The sequence below is a fragment of the Pseudomonas sp. SDO5591_S426 genome, from assembly GCF_054070755.1.
Window position 1 is genome coordinate 15,610 of record NZ_JBSVXD010000025.1, and the last position, 24,794, is coordinate 40,403.

Consider the following 24,794-nt stretch of genomic DNA (forward strand, 5'->3'; position numbering starts at 1 on the left):
ACCGGACCATGCAAACTCGTGACGACATTTTCAACACACTGCGCGATGCCTTGGTCGAGCTGTTCGAACTGGACCCCGAGCGCGTGAGCCTCGAATCCAACCTCTATCAGGACCTGGAAATCGACAGCATCGACGCTGTCGACCTGATCGATCACATCAAACGCCAGACCGGCAAGAAAATCGCCGCCGAAGAATTCAAATCGGTGCGTACCGTCAGCGACGTGGTCGAGGCGGTCTACCGTCTGGTTCAACCGGCCGCATGAGCCGATTGATCGGCCTCGGCCTGCTGCTGGCGGGCCTGCTGTACCCCTTCGCGGTGTATTTCGGCATGGAGCACTTTGCGCCGTGGCAGTTCGGCCTGCTGCTGGGCAGCCTGTGGCTGGCCCGTGCGCTGACCGGCCGGCACCGTCCGGGCAGCTCGTGGATGGCCACTGTCGCCATCGTTTTCTGCCTGCTGCTGGCGCTGTTCGACAGTCCGGTGCTGCTGCGTTGGTATCCGGTATTGATCAGCGGTTTCATGCTGGCATTGTTCGGGTTGAGCCTGAAATACGGCCCACCCATGGTCGAGCGCCTGGCCCGCCTGCGCGAGCCGGATTTGCCGGCCAAGGGCATTCGCTATACACGCCAGGTGACCATCGCCTGGAGCGTGTTTTTTCTCTGCAACGGTTTGTGTGCTGCTGCCCTGACACTGTGGGCGCCGCTGAGTTGGTGGATGCTGTACACCGGCCTGATTTCCTACGGATTGATAGGCCTGATGTTTGCCATTGAATGGCTGATACGACAACGGGTACGAGGCCGCCCATGAATTGGATAAAACTTGAGCATTTGTTGCTCAAGCCCGAGCCGGAACGCGGCGTAACGGCCGAACCGGCGTTGAACCACACGCAGCTCTGCGAGCAGGCCCTGAGCCTGGCAGCCGGCCTGCAAGCCCAGGGAGCGCAGCGTATTGCCGTGCACCTTGAAGACGCCGCCGATCTGGCGATTGCCCTGTTGGGCGCCTGGCGTGCCGGGGTCAGCGTGTTGTTGCCGGCCGACCTGCAACCACAGACCCGTCAACGCTGGTCGAGCGAAGTGGATGTGTGGCTGACCGATCAGCCTGACGATGCGCAGCTGAGCGACTATCGGCATTCACCGCTGAGTGCCGTTGCATTGGATCTGGATCAATGTCGACTGAGCCTGTGCACGTCCGGCTCCAGCGGTGAGCCGAAGCGCATCGAGAAATCCCTGCGGCAACTGGCCGATGAAGTCGACGCCCTGGAACAGCTGTGGGGTGCCGATCTCGGTCCGGCGTGCATCATCGGCAGCGTCGCCACCCAACACATCTACGGCTTGCTGTTTCGGGTGCTGTGGCCGCTGTGCGCCGGGCGGCCGTTTGTGCGCAAGCAACTGGCTTTCCCCGAAGACCTGCAACGCGCCAGCCGCGAACATTCTGCCTTCGCCTGGGTTGCCAGCCCGGCGCTGCTCAAGCGTATGGGCGACAATCTCGATTGGCCAGCCCTGAGCGCGGTGCGCCGGGTATTTTCTTCTGGTGGCGCGTTGCCGACCGAAGCCGCGCAGAGCCTGCACCAACGCCTGCATCAATGGCCGACCGAAATATTCGGCAGCTCGGAAACCGGCGGCATTGCCTGGCGCCAGGGCGAAACGCTCTGGCAGCCATTTGCGGATGTAGAACTGAGTCAGGACCGCGATGGCGCGCTGCTTATCGCCTCGCCGTACTTGCCCTCCGGTCATATCGAACATACCGCCGATGCTGCACGGATCGCCGCTGACGGGCGTTTCGAGCTGCTTGGAAGGCTGGACCGGATCGTCAAACTGGAAGAAAAACGCATCTCGCTGCCGATGCTGGAGCAGGCGCTGACAGCCCACGACTGGGTCGCCGAAGCGCGGCTTGGCGTTGTCCAGGAAAACCGCGCCTCTCTGGGAGCGTTGCTGGTCCTGAGCGACGCGGGCCTGCATGCCCTGCGCAATCAGGGTCGACGCACGCTCACCGAACAATTGCGCCAACACCTGAGCCAGCATTGTGAAGCGCTGGCCCTGCCAAGACGCTGGCGTTTGCTGCGGCAAATGCCGCTGAACGCCCAAGGCAAACTGCCCCAGACCGACGTCGAAGCGCTGCTGCTGGCGCCACGCCCCAAGGCGCCGGAGGTCTTGGAACAGACCGAAACCGAAGGCGAGTGGAGCCTGCAACTGGCTGTGCCGCCGGATCTTGCCTATTTCAGCGGCCACTTCCCCACCGCCCCGGTTTTGCCCGGTGTGGTGCAGGTGGAATGGGCGCTGAACCTCGGCCAGCATTTGATGAACCTGCCGGAAAAATTTGCCGGCATGGAAGTGCTGAAGTTCCAGCAACTGGTGCGTCCGGGCGATGAAGTCCAGCTGCACCTGCGCTTCGACCCGGTTCGCAGCAAGCTGTATTTCGCCTATCGCAACGAAACCGCCACCTGCTCCAGCGGACGAATCTTGCTGGAGGCTGCGCATGCATAGCCCCTGCGCAGTCATCCCCGTCTACAACCACGAAACCGCGATCACCACCGTGGTCGACGCGCTGATCGCCAGCAACCTGCCGTGCATTCTGGTGGACGACGCCAGCAGCCCGGCGTGCGCCAGAGAGCTTGATCGACTGGCCCAACGCGAAATGGTCTACCTGATCCGTCTTGCTGCGAATGAAGGCAAGGGCGGAGCAGTGATGACCGGCCTGCGCGAAGCGTCGCGCCTGGGTTTCAGCCACGCCTTGCAGGTGGACGCCGACGGCCAGCATGACTTGCACGACGTGCAGCGGTTTATCGAGCACTCGCGCGCCCACCCTTACGCGGTGATCTGCGGCTATCCGCAGTACGACACCAGCGTGCCCAAGGGTCGCCTGTACGCCCGCTACCTGACCCACGTCATGGTCTGGATCAACACCCTGTCGTTGCAGATTCGCGATTCCATGTGTGGCTTCCGTGTTTATCCGTTGCCACCGGTTCTGGCGTTGATCGACACCGCGAAGATCGGCAAACGCATGGATTTCGACTCGGACATTCTGGTGCGCCTGGCCTGGCGCGGGCAGCCGATGCAGTGGCTGCAAACCAAGGTTCATTACCCGCTGGACGGTGTTTCGCATTTCCGCATGTTCCACGACAACGTGCTGATTTCGAGCATGCACACCCGACTGTTCTTCGGCATGTTGTTGCGCTCGCCGATGATCCTCTGGCGACGGTGGCGCGCATGAACGCAGAAAAGCAACACTGGGCCGATCGCGAGGAACGCGGCAGTTTCTGGCTGATGAAGTTCACCGCGCTCGCCGCCAAAGTGCTCGGTCGCCGGCTGTTGAGCCCGTTGTTGTACGGCATCGTCCTGTACTTTTTCCTGTTCGGCCGCAGCGCCCGCCATAGCGCCTGGCAATACCAGCAACGGCTCGCCGACTGGAGCGGTCGCAGCGAATTGCGCCCGACCCATTGGCGGGTGTTCGGCCAGTTCATGGCCTTCGCCGATTCCATGCTCGACAAGCTAGACGTGTGGAACGGCAAGCTGAGCATCGAGCAAATCGAAATCATCGACCCGGCGCTGCTGCGCAACCAGTTGCGCGGTACACGCGGGCAGATGCTGGTGGGCGCGCACCTGGGCAATCTCGAAGTCTGCCGCGCTCTGGCCGAGATCGGCGAAAAGGTCACCATGAACGTGCTGGTGCACACCAAGCACGCCGAACAGTTCAACCGTTTGCTGGGCGAGGCTGGTGCAACCAATCTGCGCCTGATCCAGGTCAGCGAACTGGACCCGGTGATCATGCTGCAACTGCACGAACGCCTGAAGCGCGGCGAGTGGCTGGCGATTGCCGGCGACCGCGTGCCGCTGCATGGCGGGCGCAGCGTGACCGTGGACTTCCTGGGTTACCCGGCAAAATTTCCGCAGGGGCCGTGGCTGCTGGCCGGCCTGTTGAAATGCCCGATCAACCTGCTGATGTGCCTGAAGAAGCCCGACGGTGATTATCGCCTGACCATTGAGCCGTTCGCGGACGCGATAACGTGGAAGCGCAGCGACCGCGAGCAGGTCATTCATCAGTGGGCTTCCCGCTATGCCGAGCGCCTGAGTCACTATTGCCTCGACGCGCCCCAACAATGGTTCAACTTTTACCCTTTCTGGAAGACCGATGACGACGCCAACGCTTGAGCCGGTAACCTTCGGCGAACTCCCTTTGCGCATCGAAGACGTGCTGGCCTTGGCCAACCGTCAGGCGCCGACGCAGTTGCAGAGCGACCCTGCGTACCGCGAGCGCATTGCCAAAGGGGCACGGTTCCTCGATTCCCTGCTGGACAAGGAAGGCGTGATCTATGGCGTGACCACCGGCTATGGCGATTCTTGCGTGGTGGCAGTGCCGCTGCATCACGTCGAGGCGCTGCCGCAGCACCTGTACACGTTCCACGGCTGCGGGCTGGGCAAACTGCTCGATGCCCAAGCCACCCGTGCGGTGCTGGCGGCGCGTTTGCAGTCGCTGTGCCACGGCGTTTCCGGGGTTCGGGTGGAGCTGCTGGAACGCCTGCAAGCGTTCCTCGAACACGACATTCTGCCGCTGATTCCGGAAGAGGGTTCGGTGGGTGCCAGCGGTGATCTGACGCCACTGTCCTACGTCGCCGCCACGTTGTCCGGCGAACGCGAAGTGATGTTCCGCGGCGAACGCCGCCAGGCTGCCGACGTGCATCGCGAACTCGGCTGGCAGCCGCTGGTGCTGCGTCCGAAAGAAGCCCTGGCGCTGATGAACGGTACCGCCGTGATGACCGGCCTCGCCTGCCTTGCCTTCGCCCGCGCCGATTATTTGCTGCAACTGGCCACGCGCATCACCGCGCTGAACGTGGTCGCACTGCAGGGCAACCCGGAGCATTTCGACGAGCGCCTGTTCGCCACCAAACCGCATCCGGGGCAGATGCAAGTCGCCGCGTGGCTGCGCAAGGATCTGGCGATCGATGCGCCAACCGCGCCGCTGCATCGCCTGCAAGACCGTTACTCCCTGCGTTGTGCGCCACACGTGCTGGGTGTGTTGGCCGACAGCCTGAACTGGCTGCGTTCGTTCATCGAGATCGAACTCAACAGCGCCAACGACAACCCGATCATCGACGCCGAAGCCGAACGTGTGCTGCACGGTGGGCACTTCTACGGCGGCCACATCGCGTTCGCCATGGACAGCCTGAAAAACCTTGTGGCCAACGTCGCCGACCTGCTGGACCGGCAGCTCGCGCTGCTGGTGGACGAGCGTTACAACCACGGTTTGCCGAGCAACCTGTCCGGCGCAACGGCCGAGCGCGCCATGCTCAATCACGGCTTCAAGGCCGTGCAGATCGGCACCAGCGCCTGGACCGCCGAAGCGCTGAAAAACACCATGCCGGCCAGCGTTTTCTCGCGCTCTACCGAGTGCCACAACCAGGACAAGGTCAGCATGGGTACCATCGCCGCGCGCGATGCGATTCGTGTTTTGGAGCTGACTGAACAGGTCGCCGCCGCCACGTTGCTCGCCGCTAACCAAGGCGTATGGCTGCGCGGTCAGGCCGAAGATGCGCGACCGTTGCCACCAGCGCTCGCGGCCATGCATGAAGAGTTGGGCAAGGACTTCCCCCCGGTCATCGAAGACCGCGCGCTGGAAGGCGAACTGCGCCTGTGCCTGCAACGAATCGCCAAACAACACTGGAGGCTGCATGCGTAGCAAGGGAGTGCTGCACACCGATACGGAAATCCTCGTGCCGTTCTTTGACGTCGACAGCATGCACGTCGTCTGGCACGGCCATTACGTCAAATACCTGGAAATCGCCCGCTGCGCGTTACTGGACAAGATCGGCCACAACTACAGCGCGATGTCCGAGTCGGGCTACGCCTGGCCGGTGATCGACCTGCAGCTGCGCTATGTGCGCGGCGCAGTGTTCGGCCAGAAACTGAACGTGCGCGCCAATCTGGTGGAGTGGGAGAACCGGTTGAAGATCAACTACCTGATCAGCGACCTGCAAACCGGCGAACGCCTGACCCGTGCTGTTTCCGTACAGGTCGCGGTCGACATGAGCAACCGCGAAATGCAACTGGCTTCGCCGAAGGTCTTCACCGATGCGGTCGAAAGGATGCTCGCATGAACCGGATATTCAAATGTCTCGGCGCTTTGGCGCTACTCGGATTGTCCTCCATCGCTCAAGCCTTCGACCTGCAACAACTCAGCGATCAACTGGCCAAGCCCGATGTCATCCGCGGCAGCTTCATCCAGGAAAAACACCTGCGCGCCCTGCCCCAGCCGCTGACCAGCAAAGGCACTTTCGTCCTGGCGAAAAACCACGGTCTGCTGTGGCTGCTGAAAACACCGCTGCAACAGGATTACCGCATTACCGACAAAGGCATTGCCCGGCGGGATGCCGCCGGTTGGCAAATGCTCCCGGGCAAGAGCGCCGGCGCCGAGCAGAACCGCTTGTTCCTCGCCGTGCTGCAAGGCGACAGCAGCGGCCTGCAACGGGATTTCGAACTGTCGCTGAGCGGCGACGCACAGAACTGGAAACTGACGTTGCTGCCGCGCTCAATGTTGCTCAAGCAAGTGTTCAACCAGATCAACATTACCGGTGGCGAACTGGTGCACAGCATCGAACTGCTGGAAACCCAGGGCGACAGCACCTTGTTGCGCATGCAGGACAGCACCAGCGCCCAACCGCTGAGCGACGCGGAGCAACATGACTTTGCCCAGTGAACGCAGACTGCCGTGGCTGTTCCTGATCCTGCTGCTGGCAGTGCTGGCGCTCGCCGGTTGGCAATGGCGTAACGGCGCTCCGCTGTCGGCCAACCTGATGGAACTGGTCCCCGGCACCGCGCCGGACGCGTTGGAACTGCGCGCCGAACAGCGCATGCAGGAGCCGTTGAACCGCGAAATGCTGGTGCTGGTCGGCCATAAGAGTCGTGAACAAGCCATCGCCATGGCGCAAAAGCTGGGCGATCAATGGCAAGCCAGCGGCCTGTTCGAAAAGGTCCAGTGGAACCTGCAAGCCGACTTGCCGGCACTGCGCACGCAACTGCTGCAAGGTCGATTGGCAATGCTTTCGGCGGACGATCGGCAGCAGCTGATCGAGCATCCCGACGCCTTTATTCAACAACGGGTGCAGGCGCTGTTCGATCCCTTCACCGGTTTCAGCCTGGTGCCGAGCCAGGATGACTGGCTGGGCCTGACCGGACGCATCCAGAACAGCCAGCCGCAGCACGGCGCGGTGCAACTGGACATCGGCAGCGGCGCGTTGATTGCCGATGCCGACGGCAAGAGCTGGGTGCTACTGCGCGCACGAACCACCGGTAACGCCTTCGACATGAACCTGCCGCTGCAAGTGGCCGACCTGCTCCAGCTCAGTCGCGAAGAAGCAGCCAAGGCTGACGTGCAACTGATGGCTGCCAGCGGCTTGCTCTACGCAGCCAACGGCCAGCGACAAGCGTCCCGCGAAATGACCTGGGTCGGCGGCGGCGCCACTGTCGGCATCCTGTTGTTGCTGCTGTTGGCCTTCCGTCGTTGGCGTGTGTTGCTGGCGTTTGTTCCGGTGCTGGTGGGCATGCTGTTTGGCGCGGTGGCCTGCGTGGCGTTGTTCGGCCACATGCATGTGATGACTTTGGTGCTGGGTTCGAGCCTGATCGGCGTTGCCGTGGATTACCCGCTGCATTACCTGTCCAAAAGCTGGAGCCTGAAACCCTGGCACGCCTGGCCGGCGCTGCGCCTGACCTTGCCGGGCCTGACCCTGAGCCTGATCACCAGCGCCATCGGTTACCTGGCCCTGGCCTGGACACCGTTCCCGGCGCTGACGCAGATTGCGGTGTTCTCCGCTGCCGGTTTGCTCGGTGCTTATTTGTCCGCCGTATGCCTGCTGCCAGCGTTGCTCAAAGGCGCCGATCTACGTCCGGCGCAATGGCCGCTGCGGGTTTCCGAGTTTTTGCTGGGGCGCCGCGAAGCACTGCTCAAATACCTGAGTACACCGGTCCTGCTGGCCCTGCTGATTGCCTTTTGCATCGGTGGACTTTTGCAGCTCGAAACGAAAAACGACATCCGCCAGTGGGTCAGCGCTCCACAGCAATTGACCGACGAAGCGCAGACCATCGCGCGGATTACCGGTTATCAGCCCACCAGCCAATTCTTCCTGGTGCAAGGCGCCAACCAACAGCAATTGCTCGAACGATCGAGCGCCTTGAGTGAGCGTCTGGATCAGTTGGTCAACCTGGAAAAACTTCAGGGCTACCTGTCGCTCAACCAATTGATCAACCAGCCAAGCGATCAGCAACAAGTCCGCGAAGCCTTGGGCAAGCTGCCACAGTTTTGGCAGCCGCTGCAGGATGTCGGCGTGCCGGTCGAGGCCCTGCAAGCGGAATTGACCAGGCTTCAGGCACTGCCTGTTGAAGACATCGACGCAGCACTGGCCGGACCGCTGGCGGAACCTTATCGCCTGTTGTGGCTGGGGCCGACTGATGACGGCGTTGCGGCGATGGTCAGCCTGCAAGGCATCAACAACCCGACCTTGCTGCAAGTCCAGGCTGAGGATTTGCCGGGCGTAGTGCTGGTGGATCGACTGGGCGAGCTGAACAGCGTCTTCGCCGCCACCCAGATCAGCGCCGCTGAACTGAAACTCGCCTCCTGCGTACTGATCGTGCTGGTGCTGATACTGCCGTTCGGCTTTGGCGGCGCATTGCGCATCGTGTCCCTGCCGCTGCTGGCTGCACTGTGCAGTCTGGCCAGCCTTGGTTGGCTGGGGCAGCCGGTGACCCTGTTCAGCCTGTTCGGCCTGTTGCTGGTGACGGCAATCAGCGTCGACTACGCGATTCTCATGCGTGAACAGGTCGGCGGCGCCGCCGTGAGCCTGCTGGGCACCTTGCTGGCGGCGCTGACCACATGGTTGTCGTTCGGCTTGCTGGCGGTCTCAAGTACGCCAGCGGTGAGCAACTTCGGCCTGTCGGTGAGCCTGGGCCTGATCTTCAGCTTCCTGCTCGCCCCATGGGCCGGTCGACAAGTGCATGCACTCCCCGTCACAGAGCCGGCAGCATGATGATCGCGCTGTTTTGGGCGATGGCCCTGGCACTGTTCGCGGTGGCGACCCGCGTTGGCCGCCACATCGGCCTGATCCCGATCGTCAGCCAATTGCTGCTGGCGACCCTCGGATTGCCGCTGTTGATGTACTTCTGGATCGAACCGCAATGGCAACTGAGCGGCGCGACACTGGTGTCGCCGGACTGGCTGAAAAACCTCTACAGCCTGAGTTTCGCGTTGCTGCTGGGCTACATCCTCAGCGACGTGATCGACCTGCAACTGGATCGCCAGAGCCTGAAAATCGCCCTGCCGAGTTTCTGCATTCCGTTTGCCTGCGGCCTGGTCACGGCGGTCTGGCTGTTGCCGCCGCAACCGTGGATCAGCTCGCTGGCGGTCGGCCTGCTGTTCGCCATTACCGCGATCCCGGTGTTGTATCTGTACCTGCGGCATATCGATTACCCGCCCGCCGCCACCCGGCGACTGGTGCAAACGGCGATCCTGATCGACCTCGTCTGCTGGACCCTGTTCGCCTTGGCCCAAGGCAGCCTGCACCTGAGCAGTTTGTTGCTGCCCTTGGTTGGCGCGTGCCTGCCGGTGCTGCTGCGACTGCTCGGCCTGCGCCAGTTGTGGCTGTACAGCCTGGGCTTCTTCGCATTGCTGGTGGTCGCTGAACACTACAAGCTCAATGCGCTGATTTTCGGCATCGGTTATGTGCTGATCATGGCCGCGCTGAAGGCACCGTTGGTGTTGCCGCTGCCGGCGATCTGGATGAGCCGCTTGCAAACGTACATTGCCATTCCGCTGATCCTCACCTTCGGCATTGTGCAGATCAACGTGCACAGCGCGATGGACAGCCTCGGCTGGCTGCAACTGACAGCTCTGCTGCTGTTGCCGATTGCCAGCAAATTGCTGGGCAACTGGATCGGCCTCGGCTGGGCCGGCGCCTCGTTCCAGGGCGCCAGTCGTTGGCGCGAAAGTGTGCTGCTGAACATTCGCGGTTTGAGCGAGATCGTCTTTCTCAACCTGCTGCTGCAACAACAGCTGATCAGCCCGGCGCTGTATTTTGCGCTGATGCTGATGGGCCTGATCGCGACACTGCTGCCGGCAATCGCCGGCATGCACCGGATTCCCCTGAAAGCTGCCGCCCCGGCAAGGAGCCCCCATGCCAACCGTTGAAATGCAACGCCGCACGATCGTGGTCATCGGGGCCGGTCCTTCCGGAGCCATCGCCGCCGCACTGCTCAAGCGCAAAGGGCACGACGTGCTGGTGATCGAGCGTCAGCATTTCCCACGGTTTTCCATCGGTGAAAGTCTGCTGTCGCACTGCCTGGATTTCGTCGAAGAAGCGGGCATGCTCGACGCCGTCAACGCCGCGGGTTTTCAGGTGAAAACCGGGGCCGCGTTTGTCTGGGGCGAGCGCTATAGCACCTTCGATTTCGGTGACACATTCACTCAGGGCAAGCCGACGACTTTTCAGGTGCAGCGCGCCGACTTCGACAAACTGCTGGCTGATCAGGCTGCGCTGCAAGGCGTGGAAATTCGCTACGGCGAAACCATCGTCAGTGTCGATATCGATCAGGCCAGACCGCTGCTCGGTGTTCAGCGCGAAGACGGTAGCGAGTACCGCATCGAAGCTGACTTCATGCTCGACGCCAGTGGCTATGGCCGCGTCTTACCGCGCTTGCTCGACCTGGAGGCGCCGTCGAATTTCCCGGTGCGTCAGGCCGTGTTCACCCATGTCGAAGACCATATCGACAACCCGAATTTCGACCGCACCAAAATCCTCGTCACCACCCATCCGACCCAGCGCGATGTCTGGTTCTGGACCATCCCCTTCAGCAACGGCCGCTGCTCGGTCGGCGTGGTCGCGGCAGCGGAGCATTTCGAGGGCCGCACCGACAATCTGGACGATTGCCTGCGCGGCTTCATCGCCGAAACGCCCAGCCTTGCAGGCGTACTGAAAAATGCCCTTTGGGATACGCCGGCACGCACCATTGGCGGTTACTCGGCCAACGTCAAAACCCTGCACGGGCCGGGTTTCGCCTTGCTGGGTAATGCGGCGGAGTTTCTCGACCCGGTGTTTTCCTCCGGCGTGACCATCGCCATGCGTTCGGCGAGCATGGCTGCCGGGGTTTTACACCGCCAGTTGCAAGGTGAAACGGTCGACTGGCAACGCGAGTTCGCCGAACCGCTCAAGCGTGGCGTCGACACCTTCCGCTGCTACGTCGAAGGCTGGTACGCCGGGACCTTTCAGGACGTGATTTTTTATCCGGAAAGTACCGCTGACATCCGCCGCATGATCAGCTCGATCCTCGCCGGTTATGCCTGGGATGAGCGCAACCCGTTCGTCGCCGAACCCAAACGCCGACTGCGGATGCTGTCGGAACTCTGTGCAAGGGATGCCACATGAGCTATTTGAGCAACACTTACGTCGAAGAGACTCGCTTCGGCCTCTGGTTCCTGCGCAGCCACACCTGGCAGCATCACGTGCTGCGCGTGGCGATCAACGATTTGCGCAGCCTGTTCAGCGAAACGCTGCCCAGTAGCCCGGTGCTGCTGGACGCCGGTTGTGGTCAGGGCAAGTCATTCCGCTATCTGCAACAGACCTTCATGCCCGAGCGTCTGATCGGCGTGGACGCCGACCCGCACAGCCTGAACCAGAGTGGCGAAGAAGCGGTCAATCAGGGTATTGCTGTGGAGTTGATCGGCAGCGATTGCGCGACGCTTGCCGTACCCGACGCCAGCGTCGATCTGCTGTTCTGTCATCAGACGTTCCATCATCTGGTCGAGCAGGAACAGGCACTCGCCGAGTTCTATCGCGTGCTCAAGCCCGGCGGTTATCTGCTGTTCGCCGAATCCACCGAGGCCTACATTGATACCTGGGTGATTCGCTGGCTTTTCCGTCATCCGATGCACGTGCAGAAAAGTGCCGCGCAGTATCTGGAAATGATTCGCCACCAGGGTTTCGAATTCAGCGCGCAAAACGTGTCTTATCCGTACTTGTGGTGGAGCCGCGCCAAGGATTTCGGCCTGCTCGAACGCTTGGGCCTGCGCCAGCCGAAACCCTTTGGCCAGCGGGAAGAAACCCTGGTCAATGTGGTGGCGCGCAAGCCGTTGGAAGGTGTTGTGTGATGCTCATTGCCAGTCACTCAAAGTACCCAACCTGTGGGAGCGGGCTTGCTCGCGAAAGCGGTGTGTCAGTCAACATCAATGTTGAATGCACTGCCGTCTTCGCGAGCAAGCCCGCTCCCACCTGGATCACCGGCATGCTGTTGTTCGGCATCGTTCTTTTGCTCAGCGCCTGCGCCAGCCAGCCGCCGCTGCCCGAGCAAACGCCAAGCCTGTCGTTGCCGTTGCAGCTGCACATCCAGCGCCTGCAAGCCGAACAGCGTCAGGACTGGGTGCTGGTCATCCAGCGTGAAGAACCTGGCATTCGCTGGTCGATGATGGACTTGCTGGGTATTCCGCAGGCACGCCAGAAACTGGTGGGTAACCAATGGAAGGCTGATGGCCTGCTGCCGCCGAATCCGGAAGCCCGGGAATTGTTCGCAGCATTGCTGTTTGCGCTGACTCCACAAGATGAACTGTCAGGCAACTACCCCACCGCCTGGCAACACGGGATGCAACGTTCGCTGCCAGAGCGCTGGGACGTTCATTACTCACGACCATTGAGCTTCGAGTTGAACCTGCCCAAAGGCCCGAATTATCAAATCACACCCCTGAGCGGTGACACCCCATGACGGCCTACCTGAACGCCCTCGGGGTGATCTGCTCCCTGGGTCGCGACAAACAGGAAGTCGCGCGCAGCCTGTTTGCCGGCGATTGCTCCGGCATGCGCAGCGAAGCCGGTTGGGTGCCGGACCGGTCGTTGCCAGTGGGCGCGGTGGATGGCGAATTGGCGGCGATCCCCGCCGAGCTGACCCGACAACGCAGCCGCAACAACCAACTGTTGCTCGAAGCCGCCCTGCAAATTCGTCAGGACATCGACCAAGCGATTCAGACTTACGGTCGCCATCGCATCGGCGTCGTGCTCGGCACCAGCACCTCTGGCATCGACGAAGCCAGCCAGGGCCTGGCCCATTACGTTCGTGAACACCAATTCCCGCCAGAGTACGACTATCAGCAACAGGAACTCGGCGCACCGGCGGACTTCCTTGCCGACTGGCTGCAATTGAGCGGCCCGGCGTATGTGATTTCCACTGCCTGCACCTCCAGCGCCCGTGCGCTGATGAGCGCCCAGCGCCTGCTCGATCTGGGTATGTGCGACGTGGTGTTGTGCGGTGGTGTCGATACGTTGTGCAAGCTGACCCTCAATGGTTTCTCGGCGCTGGAAGCGGTGTCCGGGCAGCGCTGCAATCCGTTCTCTGTGAATCGCAACGGCATCAACATCGGCGAAGCAGCGGTGCTGTTCCTGATGAGCAAGCAGGCGGGCGACAACCCACCGATCGCCCTGCTCGGCAGCGGCGCCAGCTCCGATGCGCACCACATTTCTGCGCCGGAGCCCACGGGTCGTGGCGCCCAACAGGCGATGCGCAAGGCGTTGAGCCGGGCCAGTCTGCAACCTGAACAGATCGCCTACCTGAACCTGCATGGCACCGCCACCCAGCACAACGACGCCATGGAAAGTCAGGCAGTGGCCGCACTGTTTCCGGCCGGTGTGCCCTGCTCGTCGACCAAACCCATGACCGGCCACACCCTTGGCGCGGCTGGAGCGCTGGAGGCTGCGTTCTGCTGGTTGAGCCTGAGCGCAGACAACTTCGAGCATGCGTTACCGCCGCATATCTGGGACGGTCATGCAGACCCCGAACTGCCGGACCTGAAATGGGTGACCCCAGCCGATCGCATGGCGTCCACAAGACCTCGCTACCTGATGAGCAATTCCTTCGCCTTCGGTGGCAACAACGTCAGCCTGATTATCGGAGACGCCCCATGATTGACTGGCCGCTCGCCGAACTGCTGCCCCACGCTGGCGACATGATCTTTATCGATCAGATCCTGGCGTTCGATGAAGAGCAGATTCACACCCGCCTCACCGTCAAACCCGATGGTCTGTTCAGTCGCCCCGATGGCAGCCTGCCGGCCTGGGTCGGTATTGAGCTGATGGCCCAGAGCGTGGCCGCCTTCGCCGGCTGCCATGCGCGCCAGCGCGGCGATGCGGTGGAACTTGGCTTCCTGCTCGGCAGCCGCAAGTTCGAATGCAACGTCGAAAGTTTTCCGGCCGGCACTGAGTTGACCATCCACGGCATCCGCTCGCTGGAAGACGACAACGGCATGGGCGTGTTCGAATGCCACATCAACGCGCCGGGCATTCACGCCACCGCCCGTCTGAACGTGTATCGCCCACCTCAGGCGGCCCACTATCTTCATGAACCCCTCAGCTCTTCACAAGGAGCCCAGCCATGACTGAATCCGTACTGGTCACCGGTTCCAGCCGTGGCATCGGCCGCGCCATCGCCTTGCGTCTGGCCCAGGCCGGGCATGACATCGTGCTGCATTGCCGCAGCGGCCTGACCGAGGCCACGGCAGTACAAGCCGAAATCGAAGCCTTGGGACGCAAAGCGCGCATCCTCCAGTTCGACGTCTCCGACCGCGCCACCTGCAAAGCCATTCTCGAAGCCGACGTCGAAACCCACGGCGCCTATTACGGCGTGGTGCTCAACGCCGGGCTGACGCGTGACGGTGCTTTTCCGGCGCTGAGCGAGGATGATTGGGATGTGGTGATGCGCACCAATCTCGACGGTTTCTACAACGTCCTGCACCCGGTGATGATGCCGATGATCCGTCGTCGCGCCGCCGGGCGAATTGTCTGCATCACCTCGGTGTCCGGCTTGATCGGCAACCGTGGCCAGGTCAATTACAGCGCCTCCAAGGCCGGGCTGATCGGCGCGGCCAAGGCATTGGCGATCGAGTTGGGCAAGCGCAAAATCACCGTTAACTGTGTCGCCCCCGGCCTGATCGACACAGCCATGCTCGACGAAAACGTGCCGGTGGAAGAACTGATGAAAATGATCCCTGCACAACGCATGGGCACCCCTGAAGAGGTGGCCGGCGCGGTGAATTTCCTGATGTCGGCGGAAGCCTCGTACATCACCCGGCAGGTTCTGGCCGTCAATGGAGGCCTGTGCTGATGAAGCGCGTCGTCGTCACCGGCATGGCCGGCATCACCTCACTGGGCAGCGACTGGGACACCATTGTCGGCAACTTTGCGGCCAACCGCAGCGGCATCCGCCGCATGGACGAGTGGGATCGCTTCACCGAACTCAACACCCGTCTGGCCGGCCCTATCGATGACTTCAAGGTGCCGAGCCACTGGACGCGCAAGCAACTGCGCAGCATGGGCCGGGTATCACGACTGGCGGTCGGCGCGGCAGAACAGGCCCTGACCGACGCCGGACTGATCGGTGACGAATCGATCAAGGACGGACGCATGGGCGTCGCCTGTGGTTCATCCACCGGCAGCACCGACGAGATCAAGGCGTTCGGCAACATGCTGCTCAACTCGGTGGCCGAGGGCCTGAACGCCAACTCTTATGTACGCATGATGCCGCACACCACGGCGGCGAACATCAGCATCTTCTTCGGTCTCACCGGCCGACTGATCCCCACCTCCAGCGCCTGCACCAGCGGCAGCCAGGGCATCGGCTATGCCTACGAAGCGATCAAGTTCGGCCGCCTGCCGCTGATGCTCGCCGGTGGCGCCGAAGAGCTGTGTCCGACCGAAGCCATGGTCTTCGACGCGCTTTACGCCACCAGCCTGAAAAACGACACCCCGCAGCTATCCCCACGCCCTTATGACAGCGGCCGCGATGGCCTGGTGATTGGTGAAGGCGGCGGCATGCTGGTGCTTGAAGAACTGGAACACGCCTTGGCGCGCGGCGCGCACATCCACGCCGAGATCGTCGGTTTCGGCAGCAACGCCGACGGCCAGCACACCACCCGTCCCGAACAAGTCACCATGCGCCGGGCTATGGAACTGGCGCTGGAAGACGCCGGGCTACAACCGTCGGACATCGGCTACGTCAACGGTCACGGCACCGCTACCGAACAGGGCGACATCGCCGAAACCCAGGCCACCAGCAGCCTGTTCGGCGAACACATGCCGATCAGCTCGCAGAAAAGCTTCCTCGGCCACACCCTCGGCGCCTGCGGTGCACTGGAATCCTGGTTCAGCATCGAAATGCTCAACCGCGATTTGTACGTGCACACCCTGAACCTCGACGAAGTGGACCCCCACTGCGGCAAGCTGGATTACTTGCGTGGCGAGTTTCGGCAGATGAGCAATCGGTACGTGATGAACAATAATTTTGCGTTTGGCGGGGTAAATACTTCGCTTATTTTCAAGCGCTGGTCGTAGCGCCAAAAACGACTAAGGGCGCCTTTCGGCGCCCTTTCACAAACAGGTCGGCTTGTCATCGCCCTATACCTGTCTGGCTCTACGATGGCTGGTTACCCAGGATCCTAAGAGTCTCACAAGCCCCTTTCGGGAACGCGGCCAGTATTGTCCGAAATCATTTTGTAAACAACAGGTGGCAGCTGGCCCAGCTGATCATCTTTGCTGCGTCTAAAGACCCAAAGCCTTACGCACTGCGACCTTGACCGCATCAAACTCGTCTATTTCAAGTTGTGAAACAACGAAAATACGCTTGCCGCGACGATCTCTGCTCTTGATCCGGTCGAGCCTGGCAAGACACACAGTGGCAACCATATCGCATTTTGCCCAACAAGTCGGACTGGCTCCGTGCAGATGATTTGGAAGCTCCAGATGGTGTTCAAGCATTTGAGCCGGAGCGGTAGTACTAAGCGGTACGACCGTTACCAATAAGCTGTTGGTTCGGTGTTTGCGAATCACGACGACAGACCTGACCTTGACCATTTCAGGCAATTCATAGCCCCTGAAATCACAAATCAAAACGCTGCCTTCCCTTGGTTGGTATAGAAGTGGCATCCATGGCACTCGCCGAAAGAAATTGATTCTGCTTAAGTTTCGGACCAGCCCCTAAGCCGAATCCGTTACTTGAAATGTCTTCATCGTTCTCTCGGACGCTTTCGCGAGCAGGCTCGCGATTGGCTGCGCAGCCGTCACGGTTTCAGCGGCTCGACCTTCCTCGTCAACAACTCCACAAACGCTTTGGCCATCGCCGACTTCTGATCCTTGCGCTGCACCAGCCACACCGCCGACACCGCCGCCGGATCAAGCAACGGCCGATAGACCACGCCATCAATGCGCATCCGCTGATATGACGCAGGCAGCACCGATACACCTAGTCCCGCTGCCACCAAACCGATGATGGTCATCGCCTCGCCCGCCTCTTGAGCGAAGTGCGGGCTGAAACCGGCATCTCGGGCCAGGCTCAGCAATTGTGCATAAAGCCCACTGCCGTAACTGCGCGGGAAAAACACGAAAGGTTCGAGGGCCAACGCGGACAGGAACAAACCTTCCTCACTGCCGTTGACCAGCGGATGCTTGGAGCTGAGAACGGCGACCAGTGGCTCACGCATCAGCTCAACCACATCAAGGCAATCCGGTAGCCCAAGCGGGCGCATGATGCCGACCTCGATCGACTCATCCACCAGCGCATCGGCCACCTGGGTGCTGCTCATTTCCCGCAGGTTCAGGTGCACCGCCGGGAAGCGTTGGCGAAACGAAAAAATAGCCTGGGGAATGGTCGAGTTGAATGGTGCCGACGAGGTGAAGCCGATTTTCAGTTCGCCCAGCTCACCCAACTGCGCCCGCCGTGCCACATCCGCCGCTTTATCGACTTGCGCCAGCACCAGCCGCGCCTCTTCAAGGAATAGCCGACCGGCCTCGCTCAGTTCGACCCGACGATTGGTACGCTCGAACAAACGCGCGCCGACTTCCTGCTCCAGCGCCTGAATCTGCTGGCTCAGAGGTGGCTGAGAGATGCCCAGCACCTGTGCGGCGCGGCCGAAATGCAGTTCTTCGGCGACGGCGATGAAGTAGCGCAGATGACGCAATTCCATGAAATCCCCATTAGGTCGTAAAAGCTATCAAACAGGTCGAACAATATATTGGATTGAATCATTAGCCGGCTATATGCTTTTTTCATTGCCTGACCGGCCGCGCTCCTCCGAGGTCCCCCGTGAAAACTGCTGTCGCCCCACTTGCCCATGAAGTTCCACCCGCCGCACAGGGCGATGTCGTCGCTGAGCTGGCGGAGATCTACATCGAAAAAGGCACGCCGGCGTTCATGCGCACGGTACTGGCACTGTTCTGCGGCGGCTTCGCGACGTTCGCCCTGCTCTACTGCGTGCAGCCGATGATGCCGCTGCTGTCCCACGAATATTCCATCAACGCGGCGCAAAGCAGCCTGATCCTGTCCATTGCGACGGGCATGCTTGCCATCGGCCTGCTGATCACCGGTCCGATCTCCGACCGCATCGGGCGTAAACCGGTGATGGTGGCGGCACTGTTCGCCGCCGCACTGTGCACCATGGCCAGCGCGATGATGCCGAGCTGGCACGGCGTGCTGGCGATGCGTGCGCTGATCGGATTGTCGTTGAGCGGCCTGGCGGCGGTTGCGATGACCTATTTGAGCGAAGAAATTCACCCCCAGCACATCGGCCTCGCCATGGGTCTGTACATCGGCGGTAACGCGATTGGCGGGATGAGTGGTCGCTTGATCACCGGCGTTTTGATCGACTTCGTCAGCTGGCACACAGCGATGCTGGTGATCGGCGGCCTGGCGCTGATTGCGGCAGCGGTGTTCTGGAAAATCCTCCCTGAATCACGCAACTTCCGCCCCCGCTCGCTGCACCCGCGCAGCCTGGTCGACGGTTTCACCATGCACTTTCGCGATGCCGGTCTGCCGCTGCTGTTCCTCGAAGCCTTTGTGTTGATGGGTGCGTTCGTCACGCTGTTCAACTACATCGGCTATCGCTTGCTGGCCGAGCCGTATCACATGGAACAGGCCTTCGTCGGATTGCTCTCGGTGGTGTACCTGTCGGGCATCTACAGCTCGGCGAAAATCGGCTCGTTGGCCGACCGACTCGGCCGTCGCAAAGTGCTCTGGAGCACCATCGCGCTGATGATCAGCGGCCTCGCCCTGACGATGTTCACGCCGTTGCCGCTGGTGATCATCGGCATGCTGATCTTCACCTTCGGCTTCTTCGGCGCCCACTCGGTCGCCAGTAGCTGGATCGGCCGCCGCGCCACCAAAGCCAAGGGCCAGGCATCGTCCTTGTACCTGTTCAGCTACTACGCCGGGGGGAGCATCGCCGGTACGGCGGGCGGCGTGTTCTGGCACCTGGGTGGCTGGAATGGCATCGGTCTGTTCATTGGCGCATTGCTGGTGGTGGCGCTGCTCGTGGCGTTGAAACTGGCGAAGTTGCCGCCACTGCCGGGAAGCGGCACGACTATCTGAGCACCACCCGCGCCTCCAGCACCGCGTCACGTTTTTCCAGGGTCAGTGATTGCAGGGCAATGCCCTCGCGTTCAATACGGTCCAGCCATGGCAGCAATGCCATGGCGTCGCCGCTGAGGGTCAGGCGCAGCAGTTCGTTGTCGCTGTCCATCTGATGCAGTTCAAGTCCCGCCGTTACGACGCTTTCGCTGATACGCAAAGACAGTGGCTGGTCGAGCGGCTGGGGAATATGGCTGCGCGGTCGCGCCTGTTGCAGTTGCGTGGCCAGTGCCAGTTGCTGTTGATATTGGCGCTCGGCTGTCGCCAACCGTTGTTGCGTCGGCTGCCAGATCAGCGCAAATGCCATAACGCTCAGAACAAAAACACTCAGCGCCAGCAGCAATCGCTGCTCCCGCCGGGACAGACTCTGAAACTTCACGACCACCGATTTCAACCCCATCAACTTCATGTGCCCTGCTCCACGGTCAGGGTTGCCTGCACTCGGTCGCGGTCCTTGTTAGAGCTGTCGAGCCGCACTGCGATGCCTTGCTGTCGTCCACGTTCACGCAGCAGTTCCAGCTCGGCAAAGCTGTTGGCGGTCAGCTGGATTTTCCAGCCATCGCCTTCACGAAATTCGATGCGCTGGACCTCGACGTTGCTGGCGCCGATGACATGCTCGACCAGGTTGACCAAACCGGCGATACGACCGCCCTGCGGCTCCGAACCTTGGCTTTGCAGGGTTTTGAGTTGCGCCGCGAGATCAACGATGCGGGTCTGCTCCGGGTAGAGCGTCTTGAACTGTTGCTCGCTGCGGCTGTAGAGCTGACGACTTTCATGGTCGAGAAATCGGATGCGCGTTTCACTCGCTCCCCAAGTCAGCAGCAACACCATCAACATCGCCATGCCACCGAGGCGCCACGGCAGGCGTTTTCGGCGGGGGGCAAAATCACCTTGCAACAGATCGATTGCGTGCTCGTGAGTACCGTTGAGCCACTGGTCGGACCCGACAGTGTACTGACGCTCGTCGCGCCACTGGATATCCTGCGACAAGCCCGGCCTGAGCAAGGCCACCTCGTCTTCCATCAGCGTCAGGCGCGCGGATAACCCGCCACCCAGCAGCCATCGACCGAACCACCAGACAGCCAACGGCTGACCGGATGGCAACACATCGGCATCGACGTAAACCGAGCGTACTTCAATGCCCGCCCCGGCCAACAATTCAAGCACGCTCGCAAATCGCTTTCGATCAATCACCACTACCGGATAGCGTCCCTGCGCATCGCGAGCGCCGACGCATAGGTGCAGCTTCTCAAGTGGTTCGCTCAATTGTTCCTCAACCGCGAACGCAATGGTTTGGCTATCGGGTCGACGCCGGGAAGGCCACGGTTCGCTGCGCAACCAGCTGCATAGTTCCATGGGCAACAGCAGATCCACTGCTTGCCCGTTCAACGCTTGCGCCGCTTGCTGCAATGGCATGCGCTGTCGATGACCGGTCGGTGACCACATGCAGCAGGGCCAGTCGGACGTCACGGTGCCCAAGCCGTCGGCCGTCAGGTAGAGCCAGTTTTTCATTGCGCGATCTCGTTGCTGTTCGACGGCAGAACGCGTCGTTGCAGGATGTTCCATTGGCGTGTCTTGGCATCGCGTTCGACATCAGTGGCCAAACGCAGACGGCGCTGCCCCTGCGTCACCTGAACTGTGATCCGGTACCAACGGCTGTCGATGCCCAAGCCGTGGCTGCTCAAGCCCTTGCCGGATAACAACGGGTCTTGGGTAAAAGCCTGAACGCTCGGCCATGGCGCCGTTGAGCGCTGGCGCAACAGGGCATCCGTCTCGACTGCTTCGATGCCATCGAGTGTGCGCAAAATCAGCGCCGGGGCCGTGTTGATGTTCAGTGCGGCGCTTGCGGGCAATAATGCGACCCAGGGTTCCAGCCGACGCAGGCGTTCACCGTCAACACCGGGCAGCAGGCGCAACTGACTCAGCTCTCGCAAAGCGCCCACTTGCTCCAGTTGCAAATCCGGCAGTTCAAGCAGCGCCAGCAAGCGCGCCCAGCGCTTGAGCGTGACCTGATCAGTTTGCCCCTCAATCAACAGGGAATTGAGATTGAAGCGCCCGGCAAGGTCCTCGATGTTGATGTGGATTTGCGCGTCTTCCACATCGAAGTCCGGGGCCGGATCAGGTATCCGGTCGCTGTCTTTTTGCTGCGCCTTGAGCAATGACAAAGCCCAGGTTTCCCCGGCCATGCCGAGTTGACGCAGATGCAGTTGCTGTAGCTGTTGCCCACTGCTTTGCAGCAACAGCCGATGACTGCGCAGCACCCCGCCGATGATCAACAGCGCCAGGCTCATGACCAGCAACACACTGACCAGCGCCACACCGCGTTGGCGCGCTCTCACAGCAGTGCCCCTGGTAGCAAAATCACTCGACGGATTGCCTGGTAGCGTCCCGCCGACAGCTGCATCTCCACCGCAAGCGGTGCCTTCGCGTCTTGCCCGGTCGGCGAGTCGCTACGCCAACCGGTGCGACCGTCGAACAGCCGCCAGCGCAAGTCGCGAACATCGCCGAGCAGTATTTGCCGCTGCACGATTGGCGAGCCTTCTGCCCGGCTGTCTCGCCATAGCACACCGTTGTCGAGACGATAGGTCAGCGTTTGTCGCTCGCTACGCGGCAGGTCCAGCGGGTTGCGCCAATTGCCGCGCTGCCATTGCAGCTGCGTCTGCTCCAACACGAGAGCCTGTTCCGTGATCTGCAGCAAGTCGCGTTCGACCACCGCGATGGCACGTTGCAGGTTTCTGAATTCACGTTCGTGGGCCATGCTGCCTTGTTGCACGCGCATCACGCCTTCGAACAGCGTCCAGCTGGCCAGTCCCAGCAAGGCGAATATCGCAATGGCGATCACCAGTTCCAGCAAGGTGAAACCGGTTTGCCTATTCATCGGAGTTGAGTATCCAGCCGCTGGCGCGGTGCAGGGGCTGGTCGCGATTGGCCAGGCTGACCTCCATCTCGACTTTTTGCAAACGCGGCTCAGGGGTGGCACTGATACGCTCACGCAGCAGCCAATCACGACCTGCCATGTGCACAGCGTATTGCGATTGCCCATCGGCTGGAGCAGATTGCAGGCGCAACTCGTTCAATTGGTTGTCGGCCACCCACGCCGCGAATAGTCGCTCCTCGACGGCAACAGTCTGCTTCAGCACGTATTGGCTGGCGGACAACACAGCGGTCGCCAGGGTCGCGAAAATCGCCAGCGCCACCATGATTTCCAGCAGGGTGAAGCCGGCCATCTGGGGCGTGCGTTGCAGCCTAACCATCGATCACCACCTCGCCGATGCCATCGGCGGACAGGCTCGACCAGATCCTGTCCCGGGTCTCGAACGTCAGCGTGAAGGTGCTGGTTTCATCACTGCTGAGCATCAGCAACTGAGGCGGGCCTGCGTCAGCGCCCAGTGTCACGGAATAGCCATCGTGCTTCAGACGCAGCCGCAGGTGATCGGGCCATCGATAAAGGGCCGTGAGCGACTCCCAGCCACGCACATCCAGGCGCATCGCCCGGTAGCCGTCGACACTCAATCGCACGCCGTATTCCTGGCCTTCAAGCACCGCCCGTTCACGTAACTGTCGAATCACCCCGGCGAGAGCAGCTGCTTCTTGTCGGGCCTGTTGGGCAGGATTCATGCCGGTGGCAAAACTCACCATGCCCACCAGCACGCCGATCAACACGATCACGATCATCAGTTCCAGCAAGGTAAACCCCCGACAACGACACCGCATGAATCAACCGCCCCAGTTGCCGATGTCGGCCGCATGCCCTTCGCCGCCCACCACGCCGTCGGAGCCGAGGGAATACAAGTCGTAGCTGCCATCGGCCGATTTCACGCCGGGATTGAGGTATTGATAGGGTGTGTTCCATGGGTCCACGGGCAGGCTTTTCAGGTAGCCGTTGGGGTTCCAGCTCCGCGCCGCCGGCAGGCCGGACGGGCGTTTGTTCAAGGCTTCCAGCCCCTGTTGCGTCGAGGGGTAATGGAAGTTGTCGAGGCGATACATCTCCAGCGCAGTAGAGATGGCCTGGATGTCGACTTTGGCGGCGGTGACCTTAGCCTGGTCGGGGCGGCTCATGAATTGCGGCACCACGATGGCCCCCAAAATGCCGATGATGACCACCACCACCATGATTTCAATCAGGGTAAAACCGCGTTGGGACGTTCTGCGACGGGGAGTGTTCATGGGTCAATTCACCAATTGGTTGAGGCTGAGAATCGGAAGCAGGATGGCCAGGACGATCAGCAGCACCACGCCGCCCATCAGCACCAGCATGGCGGGCTCGAACAGGCTCACCACCAGGGCGATACGCGCGGCCAGGCTGCTTTCCTGTTGCTCGGCGGCGCGGGCCAGCATCCGGTCGAGCTCACCGGCGCGTTCGCCGCTGGCGATCATGTGCAGCATCATCGGCGGAATGTCGCCGCCGAGTTCCAGGCCACGGGTCAGGGTTCCCCCTTCGCGGACCGAGCGGGCGACATCGGCCATACGCGCGCGAATGGTCAGGTTGCCTATCACGGCGGCGGCGATCTCCAGCGCGTCTACCAAAGGCACCGCACTTTTGCCGAGGATCGCCAGGGTGCTGGCGAAACGTGCGGCTTCCATCGCCCGCAGCACTTCACCAAAGACCGGCACATCGAGCACCAGACGATGCCAACGCAGCCGCCAGACCGGCTGACGCAAACTCCAGCGCCAAAGGCCAACCACCATCGCCAACGCGCCGAGCAGCAACAGACCATGGTTGCGCAGGCCGTCACTGGCGCTGATCAACGCCCGGGTCAACCACGGCAATGGCTGGCCGCTGTCGACGAAAATTTTCACCACGTCCGGCACCACGTAACCGAGCAGAAAACCGACGATCACCATGCTGGTCAGCATCAGGATCAGCGGATACACCAAGGCCATCTGGATCTTTTGCCGTGACGCCTGGCGGGCCTGGGTGTAGGCGGCCAGTTGTTCCAGCACATGGCCCAGATGCCCGGAACGTTCCCCGGCAGCCACGGTGGCGCGGAACAACTCCGGGAACGCCTTGGGAAACTGCGCCAATGCCGTGGCGAGAGCATGCCCTTCCATCACCCGGCTTCTGACCGCCGACAGCAGGCCCGCGACCCGCCGTTTGGCACTCTGTTTTGCCACCGCATCAAGCGCCTCCTCCAACGGCAAACCGGCCTGCACCAGTGTCGACAATTGCAACGTCAGCAGCGCCAGATCGGCGGCGCTCAACCGTCCGGCGCCCCGTGGTGCATTCACGCCATCCGCGACCTGGACCGCACTCACGCTGCGCGGCCAAAAGCCGCGTTCACGCAGTAGTTGCCGCGCATGACGGTCGCTGTCGGCCTCCAGCTGTCCCTTGCACCGGCGACCCTGAGCATCGTCAGCGCGATAGTCGAATGTCGGCATGC

At 61.6% G+C, this 24,794-nt stretch carries 28 protein-coding genes; 18 read left to right on the plus strand and 10 right to left on the minus strand.

Annotated elements, in window-relative coordinates:
• The first annotated feature begins 8 nt into the window (after window positions 1-8).
• The 17 genes from ACW9JC_RS08025 to ACW9JC_RS08105 are packed head-to-tail and all read left to right on the plus strand — an operon-like array spanning window position 9 to window position 16,346.
• On the plus strand, window positions 9-263 hold the full coding sequence (locus ACW9JC_RS08025) for an acyl carrier protein (protein WP_007992314.1): 255 nt from the start codon (window positions 9-11) through the stop codon (window positions 261-263).
• The gene (locus tag ACW9JC_RS08030) at window positions 260-805 is read left to right on the plus strand and encodes a COG4648 family protein (protein WP_338584347.1); all 546 of its coding nucleotides are present in this window, start codon (window positions 260-262) and stop codon (window positions 803-805) included. The genes ACW9JC_RS08025 and ACW9JC_RS08030 overlap by 4 nt, the downstream gene beginning before the upstream one ends.
• A complete protein-coding gene (locus ACW9JC_RS08035) occupies window positions 802-2,481 on the plus strand; it encodes an AMP-binding protein (protein WP_457454541.1) in 1,680 nt (559 codons plus the stop codon). Before ACW9JC_RS08030 ends, ACW9JC_RS08035 begins: the two co-directional genes overlap by 4 nt.
• Window positions 2,474-3,208 carry a glycosyltransferase family 2 protein gene (locus tag ACW9JC_RS08040; protein WP_457454543.1) on the plus strand — a complete coding sequence of 245 codons (735 nt, stop codon included), beginning with the start codon at window positions 2,474-2,476 and terminating at the stop codon, window positions 3,206-3,208. Before ACW9JC_RS08035 ends, ACW9JC_RS08040 begins: the two co-directional genes overlap by 8 nt.
• Window positions 3,205-4,146: an LpxL/LpxP family acyltransferase gene (locus ACW9JC_RS08045; protein WP_457454545.1), complete on the plus strand. Its 942-nt coding sequence runs from the start codon at window positions 3,205-3,207 to the stop codon at window positions 4,144-4,146. The genes ACW9JC_RS08040 and ACW9JC_RS08045 overlap by 4 nt, the downstream gene beginning before the upstream one ends.
• A complete protein-coding gene (locus ACW9JC_RS08050) occupies window positions 4,127-5,671 on the plus strand; it encodes an HAL/PAL/TAL family ammonia-lyase (RefSeq protein ID WP_457454547.1) in 1,545 nt (514 codons plus the stop codon). The genes ACW9JC_RS08045 and ACW9JC_RS08050 overlap by 20 nt, the downstream gene beginning before the upstream one ends.
• Window positions 5,664-6,089, plus strand: a complete 426-nt coding sequence (locus ACW9JC_RS08055; protein ID WP_457454549.1) for an acyl-CoA thioesterase — start codon at window positions 5,664-5,666, stop codon at window positions 6,087-6,089. The genes ACW9JC_RS08050 and ACW9JC_RS08055 overlap by 8 nt, the downstream gene beginning before the upstream one ends.
• Entirely contained in the window at window positions 6,086-6,688 is a 603-nt protein-coding gene (locus ACW9JC_RS08060) for an outer membrane lipoprotein carrier protein LolA (protein WP_457454551.1), read from the plus strand. Before ACW9JC_RS08055 ends, ACW9JC_RS08060 begins: the two co-directional genes overlap by 4 nt.
• A complete protein-coding gene (locus ACW9JC_RS08065) occupies window positions 6,672-9,011 on the plus strand; it encodes an MMPL family transporter (protein WP_457454553.1) in 2,340 nt (779 codons plus the stop codon). The genes ACW9JC_RS08060 and ACW9JC_RS08065 overlap by 17 nt, the downstream gene beginning before the upstream one ends.
• Window positions 9,008-10,168: a sodium:proton antiporter gene (locus ACW9JC_RS08070; RefSeq protein ID WP_457454554.1), complete on the plus strand. Its 1,161-nt coding sequence runs from the start codon at window positions 9,008-9,010 to the stop codon at window positions 10,166-10,168. The genes ACW9JC_RS08065 and ACW9JC_RS08070 overlap by 4 nt, the downstream gene beginning before the upstream one ends.
• Entirely contained in the window at window positions 10,155-11,402 is a 1,248-nt protein-coding gene (locus ACW9JC_RS08075) for an NAD(P)/FAD-dependent oxidoreductase (protein ID WP_457454556.1), read from the plus strand. Before ACW9JC_RS08070 ends, ACW9JC_RS08075 begins: the two co-directional genes overlap by 14 nt.
• On the plus strand, window positions 11,399-12,124 hold the full coding sequence (locus ACW9JC_RS08080) for a class I SAM-dependent methyltransferase (RefSeq protein ID WP_457454558.1): 726 nt from the start codon (window positions 11,399-11,401) through the stop codon (window positions 12,122-12,124). Before ACW9JC_RS08075 ends, ACW9JC_RS08080 begins: the two co-directional genes overlap by 4 nt.
• Window positions 12,124-12,732, plus strand: coding sequence for a hypothetical protein (locus ACW9JC_RS08085; protein WP_457454560.1), 609 nt, complete (start codon window positions 12,124-12,126; stop codon window positions 12,730-12,732). Before ACW9JC_RS08080 ends, ACW9JC_RS08085 begins: the two co-directional genes overlap by 1 nt.
• On the plus strand, window positions 12,729-13,925 hold the full coding sequence (locus ACW9JC_RS08090; RefSeq protein WP_457454562.1) for a beta-ketoacyl-[acyl-carrier-protein] synthase family protein: 1,197 nt from the start codon (window positions 12,729-12,731) through the stop codon (window positions 13,923-13,925). Before ACW9JC_RS08085 ends, ACW9JC_RS08090 begins: the two co-directional genes overlap by 4 nt.
• Window positions 13,922-14,395, plus strand: coding sequence for a hotdog family protein (locus ACW9JC_RS08095; protein ID WP_338584333.1), 474 nt, complete (start codon window positions 13,922-13,924; stop codon window positions 14,393-14,395). Before ACW9JC_RS08090 ends, ACW9JC_RS08095 begins: the two co-directional genes overlap by 4 nt.
• The gene (gene fabG, locus ACW9JC_RS08100; RefSeq protein WP_448106064.1) at window positions 14,392-15,120 is read left to right on the plus strand and encodes a 3-oxoacyl-ACP reductase FabG; all 729 of its coding nucleotides are present in this window, start codon (window positions 14,392-14,394) and stop codon (window positions 15,118-15,120) included. The genes ACW9JC_RS08095 and fabG overlap by 4 nt, the downstream gene beginning before the upstream one ends.
• Window positions 15,120-16,346, plus strand: coding sequence for a beta-ketoacyl-ACP synthase (locus ACW9JC_RS08105; protein WP_457454564.1), 1,227 nt, complete (start codon window positions 15,120-15,122; stop codon window positions 16,344-16,346). Before fabG ends, ACW9JC_RS08105 begins: the two co-directional genes overlap by 1 nt.
• A gap of 207 nt (window positions 16,347-16,553) precedes the next feature.
• On the opposite strand, the gene ACW9JC_RS08110 is transcribed toward ACW9JC_RS08105, so the two are convergent.
• Window positions 16,554-16,937 (minus strand): type II toxin-antitoxin system PemK/MazF family toxin, encoded by a 384-nt coding sequence (locus ACW9JC_RS08110; protein ID WP_457454566.1) that lies wholly within the window; start codon window positions 16,935-16,937, stop codon window positions 16,554-16,556.
• Window positions 16,938-17,071: 134 nt separating this feature from the next.
• Window positions 17,072-17,974: a LysR family transcriptional regulator gene (locus ACW9JC_RS08115; RefSeq protein WP_150703438.1), complete on the minus strand. Its 903-nt coding sequence runs from the start codon at window positions 17,972-17,974 to the stop codon at window positions 17,072-17,074.
• 119 nt (window positions 17,975-18,093) lie between these two features.
• Between ACW9JC_RS08115 and ACW9JC_RS08120 the strand changes: the two genes are divergently transcribed.
• Window positions 18,094-19,374: an MFS transporter gene (locus ACW9JC_RS08120; protein WP_457454567.1), complete on the plus strand. Its 1,281-nt coding sequence runs from the start codon at window positions 18,094-18,096 to the stop codon at window positions 19,372-19,374.
• Here ACW9JC_RS08120 and gspM read toward each other — a convergent pair.
• Genes gspM through gspF form a run of 8 tightly spaced genes read right to left on the minus strand, consistent with a single transcriptional unit; the run spans window position 19,367 to window position 24,792 of the window.
• A complete protein-coding gene (gene gspM, locus ACW9JC_RS08125; RefSeq protein ID WP_457454569.1) occupies window positions 19,367-19,822 on the minus strand; it encodes a type II secretion system protein GspM in 456 nt (151 codons plus the stop codon). The genes ACW9JC_RS08120 and gspM overlap by 8 nt on opposite strands.
• Window positions 19,819-20,925, minus strand: coding sequence for a type II secretion system protein GspL (gene gspL, locus ACW9JC_RS08130; protein ID WP_457454571.1), 1,107 nt, complete (start codon window positions 20,923-20,925; stop codon window positions 19,819-19,821). Before gspL ends, gspM begins: the two co-directional genes overlap by 4 nt.
• A complete protein-coding gene (locus ACW9JC_RS08135) occupies window positions 20,922-21,752 on the minus strand; it encodes a type II secretion system minor pseudopilin (protein ID WP_338584325.1) in 831 nt (276 codons plus the stop codon). The genes gspL and ACW9JC_RS08135 overlap by 4 nt, the downstream gene beginning before the upstream one ends.
• Complete coding sequence (locus ACW9JC_RS08140) at window positions 21,749-22,291, minus strand: type II secretion system protein GspJ (protein WP_457454572.1); 543 nt, start codon at window positions 22,289-22,291, stop codon at window positions 21,749-21,751. The genes ACW9JC_RS08135 and ACW9JC_RS08140 overlap by 4 nt, the downstream gene beginning before the upstream one ends.
• The gene (gene gspI, locus ACW9JC_RS08145) at window positions 22,284-22,667 is read right to left on the minus strand and encodes a type II secretion system minor pseudopilin GspI (RefSeq protein ID WP_457454574.1); all 384 of its coding nucleotides are present in this window, start codon (window positions 22,665-22,667) and stop codon (window positions 22,284-22,286) included. Before gspI ends, ACW9JC_RS08140 begins: the two co-directional genes overlap by 8 nt.
• Window positions 22,660-23,127: a type II secretion system minor pseudopilin GspH gene (gene gspH, locus ACW9JC_RS08150; protein WP_338584322.1), complete on the minus strand. Its 468-nt coding sequence runs from the start codon at window positions 23,125-23,127 to the stop codon at window positions 22,660-22,662. The genes gspI and gspH overlap by 8 nt, the downstream gene beginning before the upstream one ends.
• A gap of 3 nt (window positions 23,128-23,130) precedes the next feature.
• Window positions 23,131-23,580 (minus strand): type II secretion system major pseudopilin GspG, encoded by a 450-nt coding sequence (gene gspG / locus ACW9JC_RS08155; protein WP_338584321.1) that lies wholly within the window; start codon window positions 23,578-23,580, stop codon window positions 23,131-23,133.
• Window positions 23,581-23,583: 3 nt separating this feature from the next.
• On the minus strand, window positions 23,584-24,792 hold the full coding sequence (gene gspF, locus ACW9JC_RS08160) for a type II secretion system inner membrane protein GspF (protein WP_457454576.1): 1,209 nt from the start codon (window positions 24,790-24,792) through the stop codon (window positions 23,584-23,586).
• Between the last annotated feature and the right edge of the window lie 2 nt (window positions 24,793-24,794).

What these genes read in the sequence shown, in the direction of transcription:
- ACW9JC_RS08025 (WP_007992314.1), top strand. Translation starts at nt 9, where the DNA reads ATGCAAACTCGTGACGACATTTTCAACACACTGCGCGATGCCTTGGTC.
- ACW9JC_RS08030 (WP_338584347.1), top strand. Translation starts at nt 260, where the DNA reads ATGAGCCGATTGATCGGCCTCGGCCTGCTGCTGGCGGGCCTGCTGTAC.
- ACW9JC_RS08035 (WP_457454541.1), top strand. Translation starts at nt 802, where the DNA reads ATGAATTGGATAAAACTTGAGCATTTGTTGCTCAAGCCCGAGCCGGAA.
- ACW9JC_RS08040 (WP_457454543.1), top strand. Translation starts at nt 2,474, where the DNA reads ATGCATAGCCCCTGCGCAGTCATCCCCGTCTACAACCACGAAACCGCG.
- ACW9JC_RS08045 (WP_457454545.1), top strand. Translation starts at nt 3,205, where the DNA reads ATGAACGCAGAAAAGCAACACTGGGCCGATCGCGAGGAACGCGGCAGT.
- ACW9JC_RS08050 (WP_457454547.1), top strand. Translation starts at nt 4,127, where the DNA reads ATGACGACGCCAACGCTTGAGCCGGTAACCTTCGGCGAACTCCCTTTG.
- ACW9JC_RS08055 (WP_457454549.1), top strand. Translation starts at nt 5,664, where the DNA reads ATGCGTAGCAAGGGAGTGCTGCACACCGATACGGAAATCCTCGTGCCG.
- ACW9JC_RS08060 (WP_457454551.1), top strand. Translation starts at nt 6,086, where the DNA reads ATGAACCGGATATTCAAATGTCTCGGCGCTTTGGCGCTACTCGGATTG.
- ACW9JC_RS08065 (WP_457454553.1), top strand. Translation starts at nt 6,672, where the DNA reads ATGACTTTGCCCAGTGAACGCAGACTGCCGTGGCTGTTCCTGATCCTG.
- ACW9JC_RS08070 (WP_457454554.1), top strand. Translation starts at nt 9,008, where the DNA reads ATGATGATCGCGCTGTTTTGGGCGATGGCCCTGGCACTGTTCGCGGTG.
- ACW9JC_RS08075 (WP_457454556.1), top strand. Translation starts at nt 10,155, where the DNA reads ATGCCAACCGTTGAAATGCAACGCCGCACGATCGTGGTCATCGGGGCC.
- ACW9JC_RS08080 (WP_457454558.1), top strand. Translation starts at nt 11,399, where the DNA reads ATGAGCTATTTGAGCAACACTTACGTCGAAGAGACTCGCTTCGGCCTC.
- ACW9JC_RS08085 (WP_457454560.1), top strand. Translation starts at nt 12,124, where the DNA reads ATGCTCATTGCCAGTCACTCAAAGTACCCAACCTGTGGGAGCGGGCTT.
- ACW9JC_RS08090 (WP_457454562.1), top strand. Translation starts at nt 12,729, where the DNA reads ATGACGGCCTACCTGAACGCCCTCGGGGTGATCTGCTCCCTGGGTCGC.
- ACW9JC_RS08095 (WP_338584333.1), top strand. Translation starts at nt 13,922, where the DNA reads ATGATTGACTGGCCGCTCGCCGAACTGCTGCCCCACGCTGGCGACATG.
- fabG (WP_448106064.1), top strand. Translation starts at nt 14,392, where the DNA reads ATGACTGAATCCGTACTGGTCACCGGTTCCAGCCGTGGCATCGGCCGC.
- ACW9JC_RS08105 (WP_457454564.1), top strand. Translation starts at nt 15,120, where the DNA reads ATGAAGCGCGTCGTCGTCACCGGCATGGCCGGCATCACCTCACTGGGC.
- ACW9JC_RS08110 (WP_457454566.1), bottom strand. Translation starts at nt 16,937, where the DNA reads ATGCCACTTCTATACCAACCAAGGGAAGGCAGCGTTTTGATTTGTGAT.
- ACW9JC_RS08115 (WP_150703438.1), bottom strand. Translation starts at nt 17,974, where the DNA reads ATGGAATTGCGTCATCTGCGCTACTTCATCGCCGTCGCCGAAGAACTG.
- gspM (WP_457454569.1), bottom strand. Translation starts at nt 19,822, where the DNA reads ATGAAGTTGATGGGGTTGAAATCGGTGGTCGTGAAGTTTCAGAGTCTG.
- gspL (WP_457454571.1), bottom strand. Translation starts at nt 20,925, where the DNA reads ATGAAAAACTGGCTCTACCTGACGGCCGACGGCTTGGGCACCGTGACG.
- ACW9JC_RS08140 (WP_457454572.1), bottom strand. Translation starts at nt 22,291, where the DNA reads ATGAATAGGCAAACCGGTTTCACCTTGCTGGAACTGGTGATCGCCATT.
- gspI (WP_457454574.1), bottom strand. Translation starts at nt 22,667, where the DNA reads ATGGTTAGGCTGCAACGCACGCCCCAGATGGCCGGCTTCACCCTGCTG.
- gspH (WP_338584322.1), bottom strand. Translation starts at nt 23,127, where the DNA reads ATGCGGTGTCGTTGTCGGGGGTTTACCTTGCTGGAACTGATGATCGTG.
- gspG (WP_338584321.1), bottom strand. Translation starts at nt 23,580, where the DNA reads ATGAACACTCCCCGTCGCAGAACGTCCCAACGCGGTTTTACCCTGATT.
- gspF (WP_457454576.1), bottom strand. Translation starts at nt 24,792, where the DNA reads ATGCCGACATTCGACTATCGCGCTGACGATGCTCAGGGTCGCCGGTGC.